This is a genomic window from Mycobacteriales bacterium, from assembly GCA_030697205.1.
Taxonomy (GTDB): Bacteria; Actinomycetota; Actinomycetes; order Mycobacteriales; family SCTD01; genus JAUYQP01.
This window is the reverse complement of the sequence record JAUYQP010000005.1, coordinates 13,110-31,652: the sequence shown is the minus strand read 5'-3', so window position 1 is coordinate 31,652 and position 18,543 is coordinate 13,110. Positions and strand designations below refer to the sequence as shown.

Annotated in this window: 17 protein-coding genes; 6 read left to right on the top strand and 11 right to left on the bottom strand. The window is 72.7% G+C overall.

Annotated features, from left to right (window positions below; all coding sequences use genetic code 11):
* Nucleotides 1-5: 5 nt before the first annotated feature.
* Genes Q8R60_00830 through Q8R60_00820 form a run of 3 tightly spaced genes read right to left on the bottom strand, consistent with a single transcriptional unit; the run spans nt 6 to nt 3,420 of the window.
* Nucleotides 6-914, bottom strand: a complete 909-nt coding sequence (locus tag Q8R60_00830; protein MDP3711011.1) for an SDR family oxidoreductase — start codon at nt 912-914, stop codon at nt 6-8.
* Nucleotides 911-1,900, bottom strand: coding sequence for an alpha/beta hydrolase (locus Q8R60_00825; protein MDP3711010.1), 990 nt, complete (start codon nt 1,898-1,900; stop codon nt 911-913). Before Q8R60_00825 ends, Q8R60_00830 begins: the two co-directional genes overlap by 4 nt.
* Nucleotides 1,897-3,420: an NAD(P)/FAD-dependent oxidoreductase gene (locus Q8R60_00820; protein ID MDP3711009.1), complete on the bottom strand. Its 1,524-nt coding sequence runs from the start codon at nt 3,418-3,420 to the stop codon at nt 1,897-1,899. Before Q8R60_00820 ends, Q8R60_00825 begins: the two co-directional genes overlap by 4 nt.
* A 69-nt stretch (nt 3,421-3,489) precedes the next feature.
* On the opposite strand from Q8R60_00820, the gene Q8R60_00815 reads away from it, so the two are divergent.
* From Q8R60_00815 to Q8R60_00800, 4 genes are read left to right on the top strand one after another with little or no spacing between them, the layout of a single operon-like run.
* Nucleotides 3,490-4,110, top strand: a complete 621-nt coding sequence (locus Q8R60_00815; GenBank protein MDP3711008.1) for a TetR/AcrR family transcriptional regulator — start codon at nt 3,490-3,492, stop codon at nt 4,108-4,110.
* 1 nt (nt 4,111) lies between these two features.
* Nucleotides 4,112-5,419, top strand: coding sequence for an MCE family protein (locus Q8R60_00810; GenBank protein MDP3711007.1), 1,308 nt, complete (start codon nt 4,112-4,114; stop codon nt 5,417-5,419).
* Between the two features lie 28 nt (nt 5,420-5,447).
* Nucleotides 5,448-5,915, top strand: coding sequence for a nuclear transport factor 2 family protein (locus tag Q8R60_00805; protein MDP3711006.1), 468 nt, complete (start codon nt 5,448-5,450; stop codon nt 5,913-5,915).
* Nucleotides 5,912-6,208, top strand: a complete 297-nt coding sequence (locus tag Q8R60_00800) for a putative quinol monooxygenase (protein ID MDP3711005.1) — start codon at nt 5,912-5,914, stop codon at nt 6,206-6,208. The genes Q8R60_00805 and Q8R60_00800 overlap by 4 nt, the downstream gene beginning before the upstream one ends.
* 51 nt (nt 6,209-6,259) lie before the next feature.
* On the opposite strand, the gene Q8R60_00795 is transcribed toward Q8R60_00800, so the two are convergent.
* The 5 genes from Q8R60_00795 to Q8R60_00775 form a co-directional block, all read right to left on the bottom strand.
* On the bottom strand, nt 6,260-7,945 hold the full coding sequence (locus Q8R60_00795) for a hypothetical protein (GenBank protein ID MDP3711004.1): 1,686 nt from the start codon (nt 7,943-7,945) through the stop codon (nt 6,260-6,262).
* A 144-nt stretch (nt 7,946-8,089) separates the two neighbouring features.
* The gene (locus Q8R60_00790; protein MDP3711003.1) at nt 8,090-9,244 is read right to left on the bottom strand and encodes an acyl-CoA dehydrogenase family protein; all 1,155 of its coding nucleotides are present in this window, start codon (nt 9,242-9,244) and stop codon (nt 8,090-8,092) included.
* Nucleotides 9,244-10,182, bottom strand: a complete 939-nt coding sequence (locus tag Q8R60_00785) for a hydroxymethylglutaryl-CoA lyase (GenBank protein ID MDP3711002.1) — start codon at nt 10,180-10,182, stop codon at nt 9,244-9,246. Before Q8R60_00785 ends, Q8R60_00790 begins: the two co-directional genes overlap by 1 nt.
* The gene (locus Q8R60_00780; GenBank protein ID MDP3711001.1) at nt 10,179-12,149 is read right to left on the bottom strand and encodes an acetyl/propionyl/methylcrotonyl-CoA carboxylase subunit alpha; all 1,971 of its coding nucleotides are present in this window, start codon (nt 12,147-12,149) and stop codon (nt 10,179-10,181) included. The genes Q8R60_00785 and Q8R60_00780 overlap by 4 nt, the downstream gene beginning before the upstream one ends.
* 5 nt (nt 12,150-12,154) lie before the next feature.
* Nucleotides 12,155-13,690 (bottom strand): carboxyl transferase domain-containing protein, encoded by a 1,536-nt coding sequence (locus tag Q8R60_00775; protein MDP3711000.1) that lies wholly within the window; start codon nt 13,688-13,690, stop codon nt 12,155-12,157.
* A 165-nt stretch (nt 13,691-13,855) separates the two neighbouring features.
* Between Q8R60_00775 and Q8R60_00770 the strand changes: the two genes are divergently transcribed.
* Nucleotides 13,856-14,410: a TetR/AcrR family transcriptional regulator gene (locus tag Q8R60_00770; protein ID MDP3710999.1), complete on the top strand. Its 555-nt coding sequence runs from the start codon at nt 13,856-13,858 to the stop codon at nt 14,408-14,410.
* 25 nt (nt 14,411-14,435) lie between these two features.
* Here Q8R60_00770 and Q8R60_00765 read toward each other — a convergent pair whose 3' ends face one another.
* The 3 genes from Q8R60_00765 to Q8R60_00755 form a co-directional block, all read right to left on the bottom strand.
* Nucleotides 14,436-15,140 (bottom strand): hypothetical protein, encoded by a 705-nt coding sequence (locus tag Q8R60_00765; GenBank protein ID MDP3710998.1) that lies wholly within the window; start codon nt 15,138-15,140, stop codon nt 14,436-14,438.
* A gap of 291 nt (nt 15,141-15,431) precedes the next feature.
* Complete coding sequence (locus Q8R60_00760; GenBank protein ID MDP3710997.1) at nt 15,432-16,361, bottom strand: SDR family NAD(P)-dependent oxidoreductase; 930 nt, start codon at nt 16,359-16,361, stop codon at nt 15,432-15,434.
* 80 nt (nt 16,362-16,441) lie between these two features.
* Nucleotides 16,442-17,734, bottom strand: coding sequence for an amidase (locus Q8R60_00755; protein ID MDP3710996.1), 1,293 nt, complete (start codon nt 17,732-17,734; stop codon nt 16,442-16,444).
* A gap of 33 nt (nt 17,735-17,767) precedes the next feature.
* On the opposite strand from Q8R60_00755, the gene Q8R60_00750 reads away from it, so the two are divergent.
* Entirely contained in the window at nt 17,768-18,481 is a 714-nt protein-coding gene (locus tag Q8R60_00750) for a dihydrofolate reductase family protein (protein MDP3710995.1), read from the top strand.
* The last annotated feature ends 62 nt before the right edge of the window (nt 18,482-18,543 follow it).

Sequence of the window (18,543 nt, the reverse complement as noted above, 5' to 3'; positions counted from 1 at the left end):
GGGACCTACCTCGTCGTTGGGCGGGCTGACGCGATCGCGGCAGCGTTGTCGGCGCTGCCGCCGGCGCCCACCGGGGTGGTGGCCGAAGGCCCAGCCTGCCGCAGCTCGGCCTCGAGCGCAGGCAGGTCCTTCGCCGCGCGCGCCACCAGGGCCGGCAGCAGGCCGCGCACCGGCTGGACGGCGCGCAGCCAGCGCTGCGCGTAGACGTGGGCGCTGCGGCGCGCGACGCCGTCGGCGAGGCGCTCCACAGCGGGCGCCAGCGGGTAGGTCCGCCCGAACGGACCGGGCATCTGCCGGCGCATCTCGGCGAAGGGCTTCACGGCGTCGGTGCCGCGCACCATGTCGGTGTCGGTGAAGGCGAGGTAGGCCACACCGACCTCCACCCCGTGGTGGCGGACCTCGCCGCGCAGGCAGTGGGCGAAGGCCTCCACCCCGGACTTGCTCGCGCAGTAGGCACTCATCACCGGGGCCGGGGCCATGGCGGCGAGCGAAGCCACCTGCAGGACGTAGCCGCGGCTCGCGACGACGTGGGGCAGGAAGGCCCGCACGGTGCGGATGCTGCCGAGCAGGTTGACCTCGAGGACACGCTCGTAGGAACGGACGTCGGCGAGCAGCAGCGGGCCAGCAGCGGCGATGCCCGCGTTGGCGACGACGACGTCGACGCGTCCCAGGTCGGCGACGACCCTCGCGGCCACGACGTCGAGCGCATCGGCGTCGGTCACGTCGATGTCGTACGCCGCACTGCCCGGCAGCGCGGCCGACAGGGCGGCCAGCTCCGCCGGCTCGAGCCCGAGCAGTGCGACGCGGGCGCCCCGGGCGGTGAGGGCACGGGCCAGCTCGGCCCCGACCCCGCGGGCCGCTCCGGTGATGACGACGACCTTGCCGGCGACGCTCGGGGAGGTCCTGCGGCTCATGCGGCTGCCCTCTCGCGGACGGCGGTGCGGATCAGCGCGGCGACGGTGTCGGGCGCCTCGAGCGGGGACATGTGACCGACGCCGGGGAGCTCCACCAGCTCGACGAGCTGCGGCAGCTCGGCGGCGAAGCGGCGGGCGTAGACCGGCGGGGTGAGCCGGTCGCGGTCGGACGCGACCACGGTCGTCGGGACGGTGAGGGAGCGAGCCTCGGCGAGCAGGTGCAGGTCGCCCATGACGTCCGCCCAGGCCGCGCGGTGCCGGCGGTCGGTCTGGCGCATGAGCCGGGTGCCGAGGTCGACCGCGGCCGGGCTGGCGCCGGGCCCGAAGGCCAGGTGGCGCAGGCCGGCAGCGGTGAGGGACACCGGGCCGATGAGCGCGTCGGGGCGGGCGAGCAGGGCGCGCTGGGCCCGACCGGAGAGCCGCCCGCGGCCCGGCAGGAAGGTGCTCTCCCACGACAGCCCGTCGAGCCCGGTGTTGAGCAGCACGGCCGCCGAGGCGCGGCGCCCGACCTCCTCGGGGTGACGCCCGGCCCAGGCGGCGATGGACATCGCGCCCATGGAGTGACCCACGAGGACGGCCCGCTCGCCGTCGCCGAGGAACGCCTGCAGGACGGCCTGCAGGTCGTCGCCGAGCACGTCGGTGCAGAAGGCTGCGTGCTCGCCGGTGCTCTGTCCGTGACCACGCTGGTCGTAGGCGACGACCCGGTGGTCGGCCCGCAGCCGGCGCACCTGCGCCGACCAGAAGGGCGTCGCGCAGGTCCAGCCGTGGGCCAGTACGACGACGGGCGCACCGACGGGACCGGACAGCTCCACGTGCAGCCGGGTGCCGTCGGGCGTCGTCACGGTGCGGACCTCGTCGGGCCTGACGGGGGCGACGTCGGCCGCCCGCGGGTCCGAGGCGACGGCTGCGGCGTAGGCGCGTTCGGCCCGGCGTACGGCGAGCGAGAGCGCACCGGCCCCGGCAGCGAGCAGCAGTCCCGCCCTCACGCGGCGATGTCCGCGCGGCGGGGGGCGTGCACGACGTAGTCGGCGACGGGGAAGGTCGCGACCTGGCGCTTGTAGAGGAAGGTGAAGGTGGGCCACAGCGTGGTGATGCGGCCGTGGTCGTCCTGGTACCACGACGAGCAGCCCCCGCGGGCCCAGACGGTGCGGGTCATCCGCCGGTCCACCGTGCCGACGAAGCGGCGTACGGCCTCGGGGGTGGGCTCGAGGGCTGCGACGTCGGGCTTCTGCAGCTCGGCGAGGGCCTGCATCGTGTAGCCGACCTGCTGCTCGATCATGAAGACGGCGGACGTGTGGCCCTGCCCGGTGTGCGGGCCCATCAGGTGGAACCAGTTGGGGAAGCCCGCGACTGTCGTGCCGTGCAGCGCCTGCATGCCGGTGGCGGCCCAGTGCTCGGCGAGGTTGCGGCCGTCACGGCCGACGATGTGGTGGCCGATCGGCTGGTCGGTGATGGCGAAGCCGGTGCCGAGCACGATGGTGTCGACCTCGTGGACGGTGCGGCCGCCGTCGGCGGACTCGGTGACGACGCCGTGTGGGAGGACCTCGACGATGCGGTTGGTCTCGACGTCGACGTTGGGCTGCGCGAGCGCCGGGTAGTAGTCGTTGGACAGCAGGGTCCGCTTGCAGCCGAGCCGGAAGGTCGGAGTCACCTTGTCCCGCAGCTCGGGGTCGGGGATGGCCCGAGCGATGTGGCGCTTGGCCTCCCGCTCGGCCAGCGGCAGGATGCGCTGCTGGTAGGCGTAGGCATAGAGGTAGAGCTCGTGCAGGGCGTAGATGCCGAAGCGGGGCAGCCGCATCAGCGCCGGGACCCGGCGGTAGAGCGCGCGCTCGAGGCGGCTGATGGCGCGGTCGCGACGGGGCAGCACCCACGGGGCGGTCCGCTGGAAGACCGTGACGTGGCCGGCGGTCCTGCGGATCTGCGGGACGAACTGGATCGCGCTCGCGCCGGTGCCGATGACCGCGACGCGCTCACCGGTGAGGTCGTGGTCGTGGCGCCACTGCGCGGAGTGGAACATCGTGCCGGCGAAGCTGTCGATGCCGGTGATGTCGGGGAGCTTGGGGTTGGACAGCCCGCCCGTGCCGGCGACGATCGCGTCGGCAGTCAGGGTGCCGCGGCTGGTCGTGACGACCCAGTGCTGGGCGTTGTCGTCCCACCGGGCCTGCTCGAGGTCGGCGTCGAAGCGGCAGTAGGGCAGGACGCCCTGCTCGCGGGCGGTCCGCTCGAGGTAGGCCTTGATCTCGGGCTGGGTGGAGAAGGCGCGGGTCCAGTCGGGGTTGGGCGCGAAGGACAGCGAGTAGAGCCGGCTGGGCACGTCGCAGGCGCAGCCGGGATAGCTGTTGTCGCGCCAGGTGCCCCCGACGGACCCGGCCCGCTCGAGGAGCACGAAGTCCCGCCGACCCGCGCGCAGCAGCGCGGCCGCCGTGGCGATGCCCGCGAATCCGGTCCCGACGACGAGCACCCCGACGTGCGCGGGAAGCTCCTGCTCGGTGGTGCTGACGGTCATCCGTTCCTCCGGATTGTCGCAATTCCTACACTCATGTAGCAACACCTGTGTAGCATGCGCGGTGTGACCGTGGCAACACCCGCGAAGCGCCCCTACGCGCCCCGGCTGCCCGCCGACCAGCGCCGCGAGCAGCTGCTCGACGCTGCCCTCGCGATCGCCTTGCAGCGCGGCTTCCACGCGGTCACCGTCGACGGCGTCGCGAAGGAGGCCGGCGTCACCCGACCGGTCGTCTACGGCGTCTTCGCCGACCGCGGCGAGCTGCTCATGGCGCTCGCCGACCGGTCCGAGGCACGGGCCCTCACCCAGCTGGCCGCCGTCTTCCCGTCGATCCCCGACGGCGACGCGGATCCGGACGAGCTGCTGGTCGCGGGGATCTCGGCGTACCTCTGCGCCATCCGCGACGACCCGGCGACCTGGCGCGTGATCCTGCTGCCACCGGAGGGCGCCCCGGAGGAGATGCGGGTGCGGGTGCGGGCCCACCGCGCGACGATGCTGGGGCAGCTGTCGGCGCTGACCGACTGGGGCCTCGCGCACCGCAGCGGGCCGACCGGCCTCGACGCCGACCTGTTCGCCCGCTCGGTCTTCACCTTGGCCGAGGGAGCAGCCCGGCTGATGCTGACCGACCCCGAGCACTACCCCGTCGATCGGCTCGTGGACTTCACGCGCACCGTGCTGTCCGGGCTGCGCTGAGGTGTCCGCCCCCATCGCGCGCGGCGCCGCCCTCGTCCGCCGCCGGGTCCTCGGCCTGGTCTTCCTCGTCGTGATCGCGCTGCTGGTCTGGACCACGGTCGCGCTCTACACAAAGCGCTTCGCCGACGAGGCGACCGTGCTGCTGCGCGCCGACCGGGCGGGCAACCAGCTGACGACCGGCGCTGACGTGAAGGCCCGCGGCCTCATCGTCGGGCGGGTCTCCGAGGTCAGCGCGACCGACGACGGAGCAGAGCTCGAGCTCAAGCTGGACCGCTCGATGATCGGTCAGCTGTCGGGCGACGTCACCGCGCAGCTGCTGCCGAAGACGCTGTTCGGCGAGAAGTTCGTGGCCCTGGTCCCCGGCACCTCCGCCGACCGGCTGGCCGACGGCGACGTCATCACGCAGGACCGCTCGTCGACCGCGCTCGAGACCGCTCGCGTGGTGGACGACCTGCTCCCGCTGCTGCGCACCCTGAAGCCCGAGCAGCTGTCGACGACGCTGGGCGCGTTGTCGTCCGCGCTGCGCGACCGGGGCGACCGGCTCGGCGCCAACCTCGAGCTGCTCGACGCCTACCTGCGCGACCTCAACCCGTCGCTGCCCACGCTGGAGCAGGACTTCCGGGGGCTTGCCGACTTCGCAGACACCCTCGACGCAGCCGCGCCCGACCTGCTGTCGGTCATCGAGGACCTGTCGTTCTCCAGCCGGTCGGTCGTCGACCAGCAGGACGAGCTGTCGGGCTTCCTCGACGCGACCGCGGCCTTCTCCGACGAGACCGAGGCCTTCCTCCGCGAGAACGAGCAGCGCCTCGTGCGGCTGTCCCAGGACTCACTTCCGTCGCTGCAGGCCTACGCCCGCTACGCCCCCGGCTTCCCTTGCCTGCTCGACGGCATCACCCGCACCAACGCCCTCGCCGAGGACACCTTTGGCGGGCTGCAGCCCGGCCTGCACATCACCCTCGAGGTCGTGCAGGACCAGAACGGCTTCCAGCCCGGGGACGAGCCGCAGTACGTCGACGACAGCGGTCCGAAGTGCGACGGCTTGATCGGCGAGCCGGTCCGACCGTTCCAGCCGACCTACGAGCCGCGCGACGGCTATTGCGACGAGTTCGAGGCGGCCTCGCCCGGGGTGACGACCGGGGACTGCCGCTCGGGCTCGGTGACCGACCCGCCCGCGCTGCTGCTGTCGTCGGAGGAGCTCGAGCGGGCCGCGGTCGCGCCGGCCCTCGGCATGGCCGCCGACGAGGTGCCCGACGTCGCGACGCTGCTGTTCGGCCCGCTCGCCCGCGGCACCCTCCTCCGCTACTCCTGACACCACCCGGCCCGCGTACGGTGCCGCCATGCATCCCAACGAGCAGGCCCTGCGGGACTTCTACGCCGCCTTCGATCGCCGTGACGGCGAGGCCATGGCGACGCTCTACGCACCCGACGCGACCTTCACCGACCCGGTCTTCGAGGGCCTGCGTGACGGCGAGCCGGCGGACATGTGGCGGATGCTGACGTCGCGCTCCGCCGACCTCACCGTCGAGCTGCCGCAGTGCTCCGCTGACGAGACGACCGGGTCCGCCCGGTGGATCGCGCACTACACCTTCGCCCAGACCGGCCGACCCGTCGTCAACGACGTCCGCTCGACCTTCCGCTTCCGCGACGGCCTCGTCGTCGAGCAGCGCGACGACTTTGGCTTCTGGGGCTGGTCGCGGCAGGCCCTGGGGACACCGGGCCTGCTGCTCGGCTGGACACCAGTCGTGCGCGGCAAGGTCCAGGGCACGGCCCGCGCCGGGCTGGCCGCCTTCCGGTCAGCCCGGTGATCCTCGTGACCGGCTCGGTCCGTGTCGCGGCCGACTCCCTCGACGAAGCCCTGCGCCTCTCCCTCGAGCACGTACGACGATCGCGGCTCGAGGCGGGTTGCCGCATGCACTCCGTGCAGGTCGATGTCGAGGACGCGCACCGCCTGGTGTTCCACGAGATCTGGGACGACGCGGCCTCGCTCCGCGCTCACTTCGACCTCCCTGAGTCCGGACGTTTCGTCACCGCCCTCACGGCGCTGGCCACCTCGTCGCCGGAGATGCAGGTGTACGACGCGACGCCGGTCCGCGTGTGAGCGTCCTGCGCCTGGCTGAGCATCACCGACGGTTCAGCAACCGACCGCCGCTCAGGCGGTGCGCCGGTGGCGGACGACGACGGCCAGCACGAGCACGCCGAACGCGGCCATCGGCAGCCAGGGGATCGGGCCGGTCGCGGCCAGGTTGCCTCCTGCGGTGGGGGCGGGGGCAGCCGCCGGCGGAGCGACAGGCGGTACCACTGGCGCGGACGGGGCTGCCTGTGCGTCGGGCCAAGCGCCGTTGGTGAGCTTCACGGCGTAGAAGCCGGTGTAGGCCTCGGAGTACCAGACCTCCTTGCGCTCAGGCACGAAGGCCGGCATCGAGTACGCCCAGTTGGAGCCCTCCGGAACGGCCCTGGTCTGCACCGGCGCCGTGAAGTAGGCGGCCTCGTAGGGGTGGTACGGATCCTCGATGTTGAAGATCCGAAGGCCCGAGACCGCCATGCTGCAGGCGACGATCGGCGGGTCGACCAGGGTCGGCACGTTGCAGAAGTGGCCGGTGTAGTCCTGCGCGAACGCGAAGGGCGTGTTGACGCCCGGGTCGTCCTCCATGCTCGGGTTGGCCTTGCGGATGTCGGCCTGGTGCACCTGCAAGCGAAGGTTGGAGATGACGAACGGCGTCGCGTCGTTGGTGATGTCGATGAGTCGGGATGCGCCCGGGCCGAACTCGTCGGACTCGAGGACGAACGGCTTGCCCTTGATGGTGATCGGCACAGTGCTCTGCGGAATGCTGATGCCCTTCCAGGTCAGCGAGGAGATCTCCCGGCCCACAGGGTTGGGCTTGCGGTTCTGGAAGTCACTGATGTCGTAGATGCCGAGACCGAAGTCGCCGGTGTCGCCGTCCGCGGCGACGTAGGCGGCGTCCTTGGCGACGTAGGCCCGCATGCCGTCTTGGGAGATCGACAGGCCGTGCGAGTTGACCGGGATGTAGCCGAGGATCACAGGTAGCGAGGCATTGCTGATGTCGAGGGCGACGACGGTCTTGGTCGAGAACGACGCGGAGTAGAAGGTGTTGCCGTCAGGGGCGAGCCCGCTCTCGTGGCCGAAGATGCCCAGGGGCGTCGACGACGTCAGGATCGGGACGGAGCAGCCGAGCGGGCCCTCGAGGTCGTAGATGTCGACGATCCCCGGCAGTGCGGCCTGGGCGAGGTTGCCGGCGACCGCCATCAGCAGGCCGCGCTTCTCGCTGAGGACAAGCGACTCGTGCGGGGAGACCATCGCGACCGAGTCGAGGACCATCGAGAGCTTGGGGTTCTTCGGGTCGTTCATGTCGAGCACGCGTACGCCGAGGTTGCCATCGCCGGCGTTGGTCGGGGGCAGCAGCGAGGTGTCGTAGTAGGCGCACTCGTTGCCCTGCTTGTCCTTGTAGCGCAGGACCTTGTAGCCACCGACGGTGCCGACGATCGTGCCGTCGACCCCGACCTTCTCCTGGGTGTGCTTGCCGACGAGCTCGGCGTTGCACTGCAGCCCCTTCGCGGCCAGGCCACTCACGTGGTCCGCTCGGCTGATCCGGCCCTGAATCCCGGTCTCCTGGCGTGCGTTGGGCCCGCAGACCGCCCTGGGAACCGCCTGCAGCACTGGCTCGGCAGGCACGGCGCTGCGCTGAGCGCGGGACTGGGTCGGTGCTGCATCGGTCGCGGAAGCGCTCCCGGAGGCGACGAGCACCACGACCGCCGTGACAGCCAGCGCCACCCGGACTCGTGAGGTGCGGCACGACGCGATGCTCCTGGCGACCATCGGCCGACTGTACTGGGGCGCTCGGCGCCCATGGCCTCAGCGTTGCTGGTGATCGGCGACCCAAGGGAGAGGCGGCCTACGCACTGAGCGACCGCAGGTGAGGTCGCTCGCTGACGGGCTTCGGCGTACTCCTGGTCGTGTGGACTAGAGGCCGAGGTCGCGGGCGATGAGCATGAGCTGCACCTCGGTGGTGCCCTCACCGATCTCGAGGATCTTCGAGTCGCGGTAGTGGCGGGACACGACGTACTCGTTCATGAAGCCGTAGCCGCCGTGGACCTGCGTCGCGTCGCGGGCGTTGTCCATCGCGGCCTCGCCGGCGACGAGCTTGGCGATCGAGGCCTCCTTCTTGAACGGCAGCCCGGCCAGCATCTTCGCCGCCGCGTCGTAGTAGGCGGTGCGGGCCGCGTGGGCGCGCGCCTCCATGCGGGCGATCTTGAACGCGATGCCCTGGTAGTGGCCGATCGGCTTGCCGAAGGCCTCGCGCTCCTTGGCGTACTTCACCGACGCGTCGACGCAGCCCTGCGCCGCACCGACCGACACGGCGGCGATCGCGATGCGACCCTCGTCGAGGATCGACAGGAAGTTGGCGTAGCCGCGGCCGCGCTCGCCGAGGAGGTTCTCCTCCGGCACCCGCACGTCGTCGAAGGTCAGCGGGTGGGTGTCACTGGCGTTCCAGCCCACCTTGTCGTACGCCGGCTCCGCCGTGAAGCCAGGCGTCGGCACGGGCACGAGGATCGCGGAGATCTCCTTGCGCCCGTCGGCCTTCTCGCCGGTCACGGCCGTGACCGTCACGAGCTGCGTGATGTCGGTGCCGCTGTTGGTGATGAAGGCCTTGGTGCCGTTGATCAGCCACTGCCCGTCCTCGAGGCGAGCGGTCGTGCGGGTCGCGCCGGCGTCGCTGCCGCCGCCGGCCTCGGTGAGCCCGAAGGCACCGAGCGCCTCGCCGCTGACCAGCCGCGGCAGCCACTCGGCCTTCTGCGCGTCGGTGCCGAAGCGGTAGACCGGCATCGCGCCGAGCGAGCAGCCGGCCTCGAGCGTCATGGCGACCGACTGGTCGACCTTGCCGAGCTCCTCGAGGGCGATGCACAGCGTGAAGTAGTCGCCGCCCATCCCGCCGAACTCCTCGGGGAACGGCAGGCCGAACAGCCCCATCTCCCCCATCTGCCGCACCACGTCGTAGGGGAAGGTCTTGGTCTTGTCGTGGTGGTAGGACACCGGCGCGACGACCTCGTTGGCGAACTCCTGGACGACCTTCTTGAGCTGCAGCTGGTCGTCGGTGAGGCGGGTGTCGAGGGACATCAGGACTCCAGGAGATTCGGTGCGAGAGCGGTGACGGTGCGGGACGGGGAGGGGCGGCCGAGCTGCGCGGCCATCCAGACCGAGGTCTCGACCATGGCGGTGAGGTCGACGCCGGTCGAGACGCCGAGGCCCTCGAGCTGCCAGAGCAGGTCCTCGGTGGCGAGGTTGCCGGTAGCCGACTTCGCGTAGGGGCAGCCGCCGAGGCCGCCTGCGCTCGCGTCGACGGTGGTGACACCGTGCTGCAGCGCGACGATCGTGTTGGCCAGTGCCTGGCCGTAGGTGTCGTGGAAGTGCACCGCGAGCGAGGACCGCGCGATGCCGGCGGCCTCCAACGCGTCGAGCAGCGCGACGACCTGGCCGGGGGTGGCGACGCCGATGGTGTCGCCGAGGGACAGCTCACCGATGCCCTGCTCGAACAGCGCCAGGGCGGGCCCGACGACCTGCGCCGGCACGACCTCGCCCTCCCACGGGTCGCCGAAGCACATCGAGAGGTAGCCGCGGACCGCGAGCCCCTCGTCGCGGGCGGTCTTCACGACCGGCGCGAACATCTCAAGGGACTCGGCGACCGACCGGTTGAGGTTGCGCTGCGCGAAGGACTCCGTCGCCGACCCGAAGACGGCGACCTCGCGGACACCTGCGGCGAGCGCCCGCTCCAGGCCCTTCTCGTTGGGCACGAGGACCGGGGCGCGGACCCCGACGTCCCCGAGCAGGTCGAGCAGCTCGGCGGCGTCGGCGAGCTGGGGCACCCACTTCGGGTGGACGAACGACGTCAGCTCGACCGCGGTGTGGCCGGCGGCGACGAGCCGGCGTACGAGCTCTGCCTTGACCTCGACGGGGACGAGCGCCTTCTCGTTCTGCAGGCCGTCGCGGGCACCGACCTCGTAGATCGTGACGCGGTCGGGCAGGCCCGGCAGCGGTGTCGTGCCGTAGGACGTCACGGGGTCACCGGCTCGACGATCGCCAGCAGCTGGTCGACCTTGACCTGGTCGCCGGTGCGCGCGCGCAGCTCGGTGACCGTCCCGTCGAAGGGAGCGGTGAGGGTGTGCTCCATCTTCATCGCCTCCACCACGAGCAGCGACTGCCCTGCGGTGACAGCCTCCCCCTCGGTGACGTGGACCGCCACCACGGAGCCGGGCATGGGCGACAGCACGTCGCCGCTGTGGCTCGCCGACGCACCGGCCTTGCCGACCCGCTGCGCCTCGGACAGCGCCCAGGCCGCACCGCCTCGTCCGAGGTGGACGACGTCGCCCTCGTGCGCGACGAGGAAGGTCGTCGTCACGCCATCGACGGTGAGCGCGAGCTCGCGACCCCGCACGGCCGCGCGGACCGCGACGGGCTCGCCGCCGTCGACGCGGACCGCGGCGGCGCGAGCCGAGCCGCGCACCGCGACAGTGTGGCGGGCGCCCGCGACGACGAGGTCCCAGGCCATCTCCGCGGGACCGCTCGGTCGCCACGAGGTCGGCAGGTCCCACGGGTCGACGAGCGCGCCCGTCGGGGTGAGCCGCGCGAGCCGGTCCATCGCGAAGGCCGCGAGCGCCTCCGCCGGGACGGGCACGTCCACGAGACCCGCGACCTCGCGGTCGATGAGCCCGGTGTCGAGCCGGCCCGCGACGACGTCGGGGTGGGCGAGCAGCGCGCGCAGGAAGGCGGTGTTGGTGCCGACACCGAGGACGGCGGTCCGCGACAGCGCGCCGTCCAGCCGGGCCAGCGCCTCGGCGCGGTCGCGGCCGTAGGCGATGACCTTCGACAGCATCGGGTCGTAGGTGGTGCCGACGACGCCGCCCTCGACGAGGCTCGAGTCGACCCGCACGTCGCCGGGCTCGCGCACGAGCAGCGCCCGGCCGCCGGTGGGCAGGAAGCCGCGAGCGGGGTCCTCGGCGTAGACCCTGACCTCGACCGCGTGGCCGGTCAGGGTGATGTCGTCCTGGGTGAAGGGCAGCGGCTCGCCGGCCGCGACCCGCACCTGCTGCTCGACGAGGTCGATGCCGGTGACGAGCTCGGTGACCGGGTGCTCGACCTGCAGCCGGGTGTTCATCTCCATGAAGAAGAACTCGTCGGGGCTCGCGGCCGGGACGATGAACTCCACGGTGCCGGCGCCGGTGTAGCCGACGGACCGCGCGGTCTCGACCGCAGAGGCCCCGATGCGCGCGCGGGTGGCCGCGTCGAGCAGCGCCGACGGCGCCTCCTCGACGACCTTCTGGTGGCGGCGCTGCAGCGAGCACTCGCGCTCGCCGAGGTGCACGACGTTGCCGTGACCGTCGGCGAGGACCTGCACCTCGATGTGGCGCGGGGTGTCGACGAAGCGCTCGAGGAAGAGCGTGTCGTCGCCGAAGGACGACGCGGCCTCGCGCCGGGCCCGCTCGATCGCGGCCCGCAGCTCCGGCTCGGCCTCGACGAGGTGCATGCCCTTGCCGCCGCCACCGGCGCTCGGCTTGAGCAGCACGGGGAAGCCGACCTCGAGCGCCGCGGCGTAGAGGTCGTCGTCGGTCATCCCGGGCACCGACCGGCCGGGTACGACGGGAACCCCCGCCGCGGAGACCGTCTGCTTGGCGGAGATCTTGTCGCCCATCACCTCGACGGCGTGGACCGGCGGGCCGATGAAGACGATCCCCGCGGCCTCCAGGGCCCGGGCGAAGTCGGCGTTCTCGGCGAGGAAGCCGTAGCCGGGGTGGACCGCCTGCGCGCCGGTGTCGAGGCAGGCCTGCACGACCTTCTCGATGGACAGGTAGGACTCGCGGGCTGCGGCCGGACCGAGGCGGACTGCGACGTCGGCCTCGCGCACGTGGCGGGCCTCGGCGTCGGCGTCGCTGTAGACAGCGACCGAGCGGATCCCCATGGCGCGCAGGGTCTTGATGACGCGGCAGGCGATCTCACCGCGGTTGGCGACCAGGACTGTCTCGAACATCTCGCTCACATCCTGAAGACGCCGTAGCGCACGGGCTCGAGCGGCGCGTTGGCCGCGACGGACAGGGCGAGGCCGACGAGCAGCCGGGTGTCGCGGGGGTCGATGACGCCGTCGTCCCAGAGCCGCGCGGTCGAGTAGTAGGGGTTGCCCTGGTCCTCGTACTGCTGGCGGATCGGGGCCTTGAAGGCCTCCTCGTCCTCGGCGCTCCAGGAGTCACCGAGCTGGTCACGCCGGATGGTGGACAGCACCGACGCGGCCTGCTCGCCACCCATCACCGAGATGCGCGCGTTGGGCCACATCCAGAGGAACCGCGGGGAGTAGGCCCGCCCGCACATCGAGTAGTTGCCGGCACCGAAAGACCCGCCGATGACGACGGTGAGCTTGGGGACGCGGGCGGTCGCGACAGCGGTCACCATCTTCGCGCCGTGCTTGGCGATGCCGCCCGCTTCGTACTCCCGGCCGACCATGAAGCCGGTGATGTTCTGCAGGAACAGCAGGGGGATCGAGCGCTGGTCGCACAGCTCGATGAAGTGCGCGCCCTTCAGCGCCGACTCGCCGAACAGCACACCGTTGTTGGCGACGATGCCGACCGGGTGGCCGTGGATGTGGGCGGTGCCGCACACGAGCGTCGCGCCGTACTCCTTCTTGAACTCGAGGAACCGGCTGCCGTCGACGAGGCGGGCGATGACCTCGCGGACGTCGTAGGGGGTGCGGGCGTCGGCGGGGACGACCGACAGCAGCTCCTGCTCGTCGAAGGCGGGCGCCTCGGTCGGCAGCCGGTCCCACGGCTCGGCGGCGCGCGGCCCGAGGGTGCTGACGATGCTGCGGACGATCGACAGCGCGTGGACGTCGTCGTCGGCGAGGTGGTCGGTGACGCCGGAGGTCTTGCTGTGGAGCAGGCCGCCACCGAGGTCCTCGGCCGTGACGACCTCGCCGGTCGCGGCCTTCACCAGCGGCGGGCCGCCGAGGAAGATGGTGCCCTGGTCGCGGACGATGACGGCCTCGTCGGCCATCGCGGGGACGTAGGCGCCGCCGGCGGTGCAGGAGCCGAGGACGGCCGCGATCTGGGCGATGCCGCGACTGGAGAGCTGCGCCTGGTTGTAGAAGATCCGGCCGAAGTGGTCGCGGTCGGGGAAGACCTCGTCCTGCCGCGGGAGGAAGGCGCCGCCGGAGTCGACGAGGTAGACGCAGGGCAGGGAGTTCTGCAGCGCCACCTCCTGCGCGCGCAGGTGCTTCTTCACCGTCATCGGGTAGTAGGTGCCGCCTTTGACGGTCGCGTCGTTGGCGACGACGACGCACTCTCGCCCGGCGACCCGGCCCACGCCGGTGATGAGGCTCGCGCCCGGGGCGTCTCCGTCGTACATCCCGTCGGCGGCCAGCGGGCTCAGCTCGAGGAAGGCGCTGCCGCGGTCGAGCAGCGCATCGACCCGCTCGCGCGGGAGCAGCTTGCCGCGGGCGACGTGCTTCTCCCGCGCGCTGTCGGAGCCGCCGCGGGCGGCGCTCGCGAGCTTGGCCTGCAGCTCGTCGACGACCGCGGTCAGGGCGGCGCGGTTGGCCTGCGCGGCGTCGCTGCCGGGGTCGTGCCGGCTGGCGAGCACGGGGGGTCGTGCGGTCACAGGTTCGTCCTCTTGTTAGGAGTGCCTAACATCATGTTAGGACTTGCTAACATGACTGTCCAGAGAGGGAGGGCGATGACGACATCTCGGATGCCGACCGCCTCCCGCCGCGCCCAGATCCGCGACGTCGCCGCTCGGCTGTTCGCGACCGCAGGCTTTCACGGCGTCACCATCGAGGACATCGGCGGAGCGTGCGGCATCAGCGGCCCTGCCGTCTACCGCCACTTCGCCAACAAGGACGCACTGCTCGCCGACCTGCTCGTCGGCATCAGCGAGCACCTGCTCGCCGGCGGGCGCGCCGAGGTCGCGCGGGGCCCCGACGGGCTGCTCGTGCGACTGGTCGCCTTCCACCTCGACTTCTCGATCGGCGACCCCGACATCGTCCGGGTCCACGACCGCGACCTCGACAACCTCGGCGACGAGCCACGCCGCAAAGTGCGCCGGCTGCAGCGGGCCTACGTCGAGCTGTGGACCACCGCCCTGCGCGAAGTGCGGCCCGACCTCACGGAGGCGGTCGCCCGGTCGCGGGCCCATGCCTGCTTCGGGCTGCTCAACTCCACCCCCCACAGCGCCGTCGGCGTCGACGAGGCCGTACTGCGCGGGCAGCTCTCCGCTATGGGGCTCGCCGCGCTGCTGGCCCGCTGACTGACGCGCCCTCGGCGTACGCCGTTCAGGCAGGGGGCTGGAAGAAGCGGGCCCCGAGCTGGGCCAGCTGCGCGCGACCCGGGGCGGGCGCCATCCGGCTGCGGAAGTCGCCGGGGCCCGCGAGCCACAGCGCGAAGACCTCGGCGAAGTCGCCGGCGGGCGAGGCGTAGTCCGAGCATCCAGAGCAGGGGAACCACCGCTGTGGCGCGATACCGCGGGCTCGCAGGTAGGCGGCCCGGCTCTCATCGGTCGAGGTCAGGTAGTCGACGACGTGACCGATCTCGTGGGCGAGGGTCACCCGGAGGACCCGTTCGGACTGGCCGGGCTTGACGTAGAGCGTGATCGTCCGGGTCCGGCCGTCGGCCCGGCCGAGCTCGCGTCCGACGTAGGGCCGGAAGACGATCGCGTAGCCGAGCCGCTCGGTCGGGTAGCCCAGCGCGGCAAGGGCTGCCCGCCCACGACGGTCGGCGTAGGCCTGTCGCGACTCGCGCTGGACAGGACGAGCCACGGGAGTACGACGGACAGGCTCCGTGCGCGGGAGCGTCCGCGTGACCGCCGGCGGTCGGGGCGCTGGCGGCACGACCAGGACCGGGCCGCCGGTGGGGGTGGCGACGTCGAGCGGGTCGGCGACGGCGAGCGGGACCGGGGCCCACAGCTCGACGGCCGTGCCCGCGACGGCGGTGAGGGAGAAAGCTCCGACGAGCAGCGTCCGGAGGAGGAGAGCGACCATCTGCGACCTGACGAGGGGACAGGGGTCGGTCTCGCCACTCGCTCCCCGAGCCCGCTAGGCGACCGGCTGTCTCCGTGCGCTGGGTGCGTCGGTGGGGCCGGCTCGGATCGTCGCGTCCATCACCGGGTCCGCCGGCTCGGTCCGCCCGCGTCCTGCCGGCGACGTCACCGACAGTGACAGTCGTGACGTTTCGTCACGACCGCCATCCGGGTGATCTTCCCCCGGACACGACAGGGCCCGGGCGGCGCAGCGGTCGCTGCTCCACCCGGGCCCGGTGTCTGCGGTAAGTGCCTACTGGAAGGGGACCGCGCCGGACTGGTCGCCCTGGAAGATGCCGGCCAGCGCCATGATCTCGTCGCCGGTCGAGCCGGGGACGATGAAGCCGTCGGTGCCGTCGATCTTCGCGAAGTTGTCGCTGATGTCCTCAGCCGACGGGGACGCGCCCTGGCCGGCGAACCAGCCCTGGCCGAGGCCCCAGAAGACGCGGGCGTAGCGGCCACCGGCGGCGGAGAAGGCGCCGTGCGTCGCGGTGCAGGCCTCCGACGACAGGTAGGTGACCATCGGGGTGACGAGCTCCGGCGCGAGGTACTGCGCGAAGTCGCCGAGCAGCTCCTCGGTCATGCGGGTCTTCGCGACCGGCATGATCACGTTGGAGAGGATGCCCGCGCGGGCGCCCTCCACCGCGAGGGTGTTGGACAGGCCGACCAGCGCCATCTTGGCGGCGGCGTAGTTGCTCTGGCCGAAGTTGCCGAAGGTCGCGTTGGAGGCGGTGAAGACGAAGCGGCCGTAGCCGTTCTCCTTCATGACGGCGAAGGCCGGCTGCGAGACGTAGAAGGCCCCGCGCAGGTGGACGTCGAGGACCGCGTCGAGGTCGGACCACTCCATCTTCAGGAAGCTCTTGTCGCGCAGGATGCCCGCGTTGTTGATGACGATGTCGACCTTGCCGAACGCGTCGACCGCGGTCTGGACGATCGCCTTGCCGCCCTCGGGCGTGGAGACGGAGTCGTAGTTGGGGACGGCCTCGCCGCCGGCCGCGGTGATCTCGTCGACGACCTTCTGGGCCGCGGCGTCGTCGCCACCCTTCCCGTCGACGCTGCCGCCGAGGTCGTTGACGACGACCTTCGCGCCGCGCGACGCCAGGTCGAGCGCGTAGGTGCGGCCCAGGCCGCCACCGGCACCGGTCACGACGGCCACACGGCCGTCGAAGCTGATCTCGCTCAAGGGGAGCCTCTTCCTCAGTCAGGGGTGTACGACGACAAGCCTGCCCGACCGCCGGCCGCACTGTTCGCCCGGGTCCCAGGTCAGAGCAGGGCGGCCACGTCGAGGACGACGGCGTCGGCACCGCGCGGCCCGGTGACCTGCACGCCCACCGGCAGCCCGTCGCGGTCGACTCCCGCCGGGACCGCGCAGGCCGGAAGGCCGCACAGGTCGGCCAGCACCGTGTGCGGCAGGACCACCGACCGCAGCTCCACGCGCGCCCCGTCGAGCAGCACGTGGTCGGGGTCGGCGCGCAGCGACGGACCGCTGCCGGCCACTGGCGAGAGCAGCACGTCGATGTCGTCGAAGACCGCGTCGACCTGCGCCCGGATCGCCTCCCGGGCCTGACGGGCCTGCGCGGCCTGGTCGGCCGTCACGCCGACCGCGCGCTCCAGCCGGCCACGGACGTCGGAGCCGTACGCCGAGGCGCGGTCCGGCCACCAGCCGCGCGCGCGGTGGTGGGCGAGCGCCTCCACCGCCTGCACCGCGACGAAGCAGTCCCACTGCTGCGCGGCCGGCGGGGCGGTCACCTCGACGACCTCCGCGCCCGCGTCGGTGACCCGGTCGACGAGCGCCGCGAGCACCGCCGCGACGTCCGCGGACAGCGGCAGGTCCGGCCCAGTGGGCAGGCCGACCCGCAGGCCGCGCAGGTCGCGGCGGGTGACCGGCAGGGTGAGGCCCGCGAGCACCGACAGGGCGAGCCGGGCGTCCGCGACGTCGGCGGTCAGCGCCCCGACGTGGTCGAGCGAGGCGGCCAGCTCCGACACCCCAGTCGCGTCGACGAGGCCGTGCGTCGGCTTGTGGCCGACGACGCCGCACCAGGCCGCGGGCAGCCGCAGCGAGCAGGCCGTGTCGGTGCCGAGCGCGAGCGGCACGAGACCGGTCGCGACGGCGACCGCCGACCCGCCACTCGACCCGCCCGGCACCCGCGCCGGGTCCACGGGGTTCGCCGTACCGCCGAGGACCTCGTGCTGGGTCGTCAGCCCCCAGGCGTGCTCGTGGGTGCGGGTCCGGCCGACGACGACGGCACCGGCTGCCCGCAGCGCCCGGACGACGGCGGCGTCGGCCCGGGCGGGGGCGTCGGACGTGGTCGTGAGCGAGCCGCAGCGGGTCACCTCGCCGGTCACGTCGACGATGTCCTTGACGAGCACGGGCACGCCGCGCAGCGGCCCGTCCGGCAGCGACCCGGTGGCCTCGGCGAGCGCCCGCTCCGCGGCGACGTGCACCACCGCGCCGAGGTCGTCCGCGGAGCACCGGCGCACCGCCGCGGTCACCAGCTCGAGCGGCGAGGCACCGCCTCGGCGTACGAGCTCTGCGGTCTCCACCAGGCTGGCCACGCCGTCACCGTAGGCGTCTGAGACGCTCGGGTCGTGCGCCTGCTGCAGCCCGGCGACCCGGTCGCCTCCCTCGAGGACCTCTATGCGGTCGACGGCGCTGTGCTGCGCGCCGGTTTCGTGCACACCGTCGACGGTGCGATCGCGGTCGACGGCTCGAGCGAAGGGCTGTCGTCGGCCGCGGACAAGCAGGTGTTCCGGGCGCTGCGGGCGGTCTGCGACGGGGTGCTCGTCGGCGCCGGCACGGTCCGCGCGGAGGACTACGGCACGGTGCTGCTGTCGCCGAGCGGGACCGCCTGGCGGGCGGCAAGGGGACTGCCACGACCCCCCTTGGTGATCGTCTCGCGCTCTCTGGACCTCGACCCCGACGCCCGCCTCTTCACCGGGGACACCCGGCCGCTCGTGCTCACCTGCGCCGCCGCGACCGTCCCCGCCGGCCTGGCCGACGTCGCGGACCTCGTCGTCGCCGGGCAGGAGTCCGTCGACCTGCTCGCCGGCATCGCCGCACTGCGGGCCCGCGGCCTGCGCCACCTGCTCTGCGAGGGCGGGCCCGCGCTGCTCACCGATCTGCTGCGACTGGGGGCCGTCGACGAGCTGTGCCTCACCAGCGAGCCGTTGCTCGTCGGCGACGCCCCGCGGCTCGTGGGTGGGCTCGACGAGCCGGTCCGGCTCGCCGCCGTGCACCTTCTCGACGGCGGTGACGGGCGCGTGCTGGGGCGCTACAGGGTGCTCGCCGACCCGCCGATGTAGTCGAGATGGGTGGCCGTGTCCGTTATCCTGGCTGCCCTCCCCCCGTTCCCTCCCAGGAGCTC

Excerpts from the sequence above, each read along its gene's own strand:
- Q8R60_00795 (MDP3711004.1), bottom strand. The coding sequence starts at position 7,945 with ATGGTCGCCAGGAGCATCGCGTCGTGCCGCACCTCACGAGTCCGGGTG.
- Q8R60_00805 (MDP3711006.1), top strand. The coding sequence starts at position 5,448 with ATGCATCCCAACGAGCAGGCCCTGCGGGACTTCTACGCCGCCTTCGAT.
- Q8R60_00765 (MDP3710998.1), bottom strand. The coding sequence starts at position 15,140 with ATGGTCGCTCTCCTCCTCCGGACGCTGCTCGTCGGAGCTTTCTCCCTC.
- Q8R60_00770 (MDP3710999.1), top strand. The coding sequence starts at position 13,856 with ATGCCGACCGCCTCCCGCCGCGCCCAGATCCGCGACGTCGCCGCTCGG.
- Q8R60_00790 (MDP3711003.1), bottom strand. The coding sequence starts at position 9,244 with ATGTCCCTCGACACCCGCCTCACCGACGACCAGCTGCAGCTCAAGAAG.
- Q8R60_00830 (MDP3711011.1), bottom strand. The coding sequence starts at position 914 with ATGAGCCGCAGGACCTCCCCGAGCGTCGCCGGCAAGGTCGTCGTCATC.
- Q8R60_00820 (MDP3711009.1), bottom strand. The coding sequence starts at position 3,420 with ATGACCGTCAGCACCACCGAGCAGGAGCTTCCCGCGCACGTCGGGGTG.
- Q8R60_00780 (MDP3711001.1), bottom strand. The coding sequence starts at position 12,149 with ATGTTCGAGACAGTCCTGGTCGCCAACCGCGGTGAGATCGCCTGCCGC.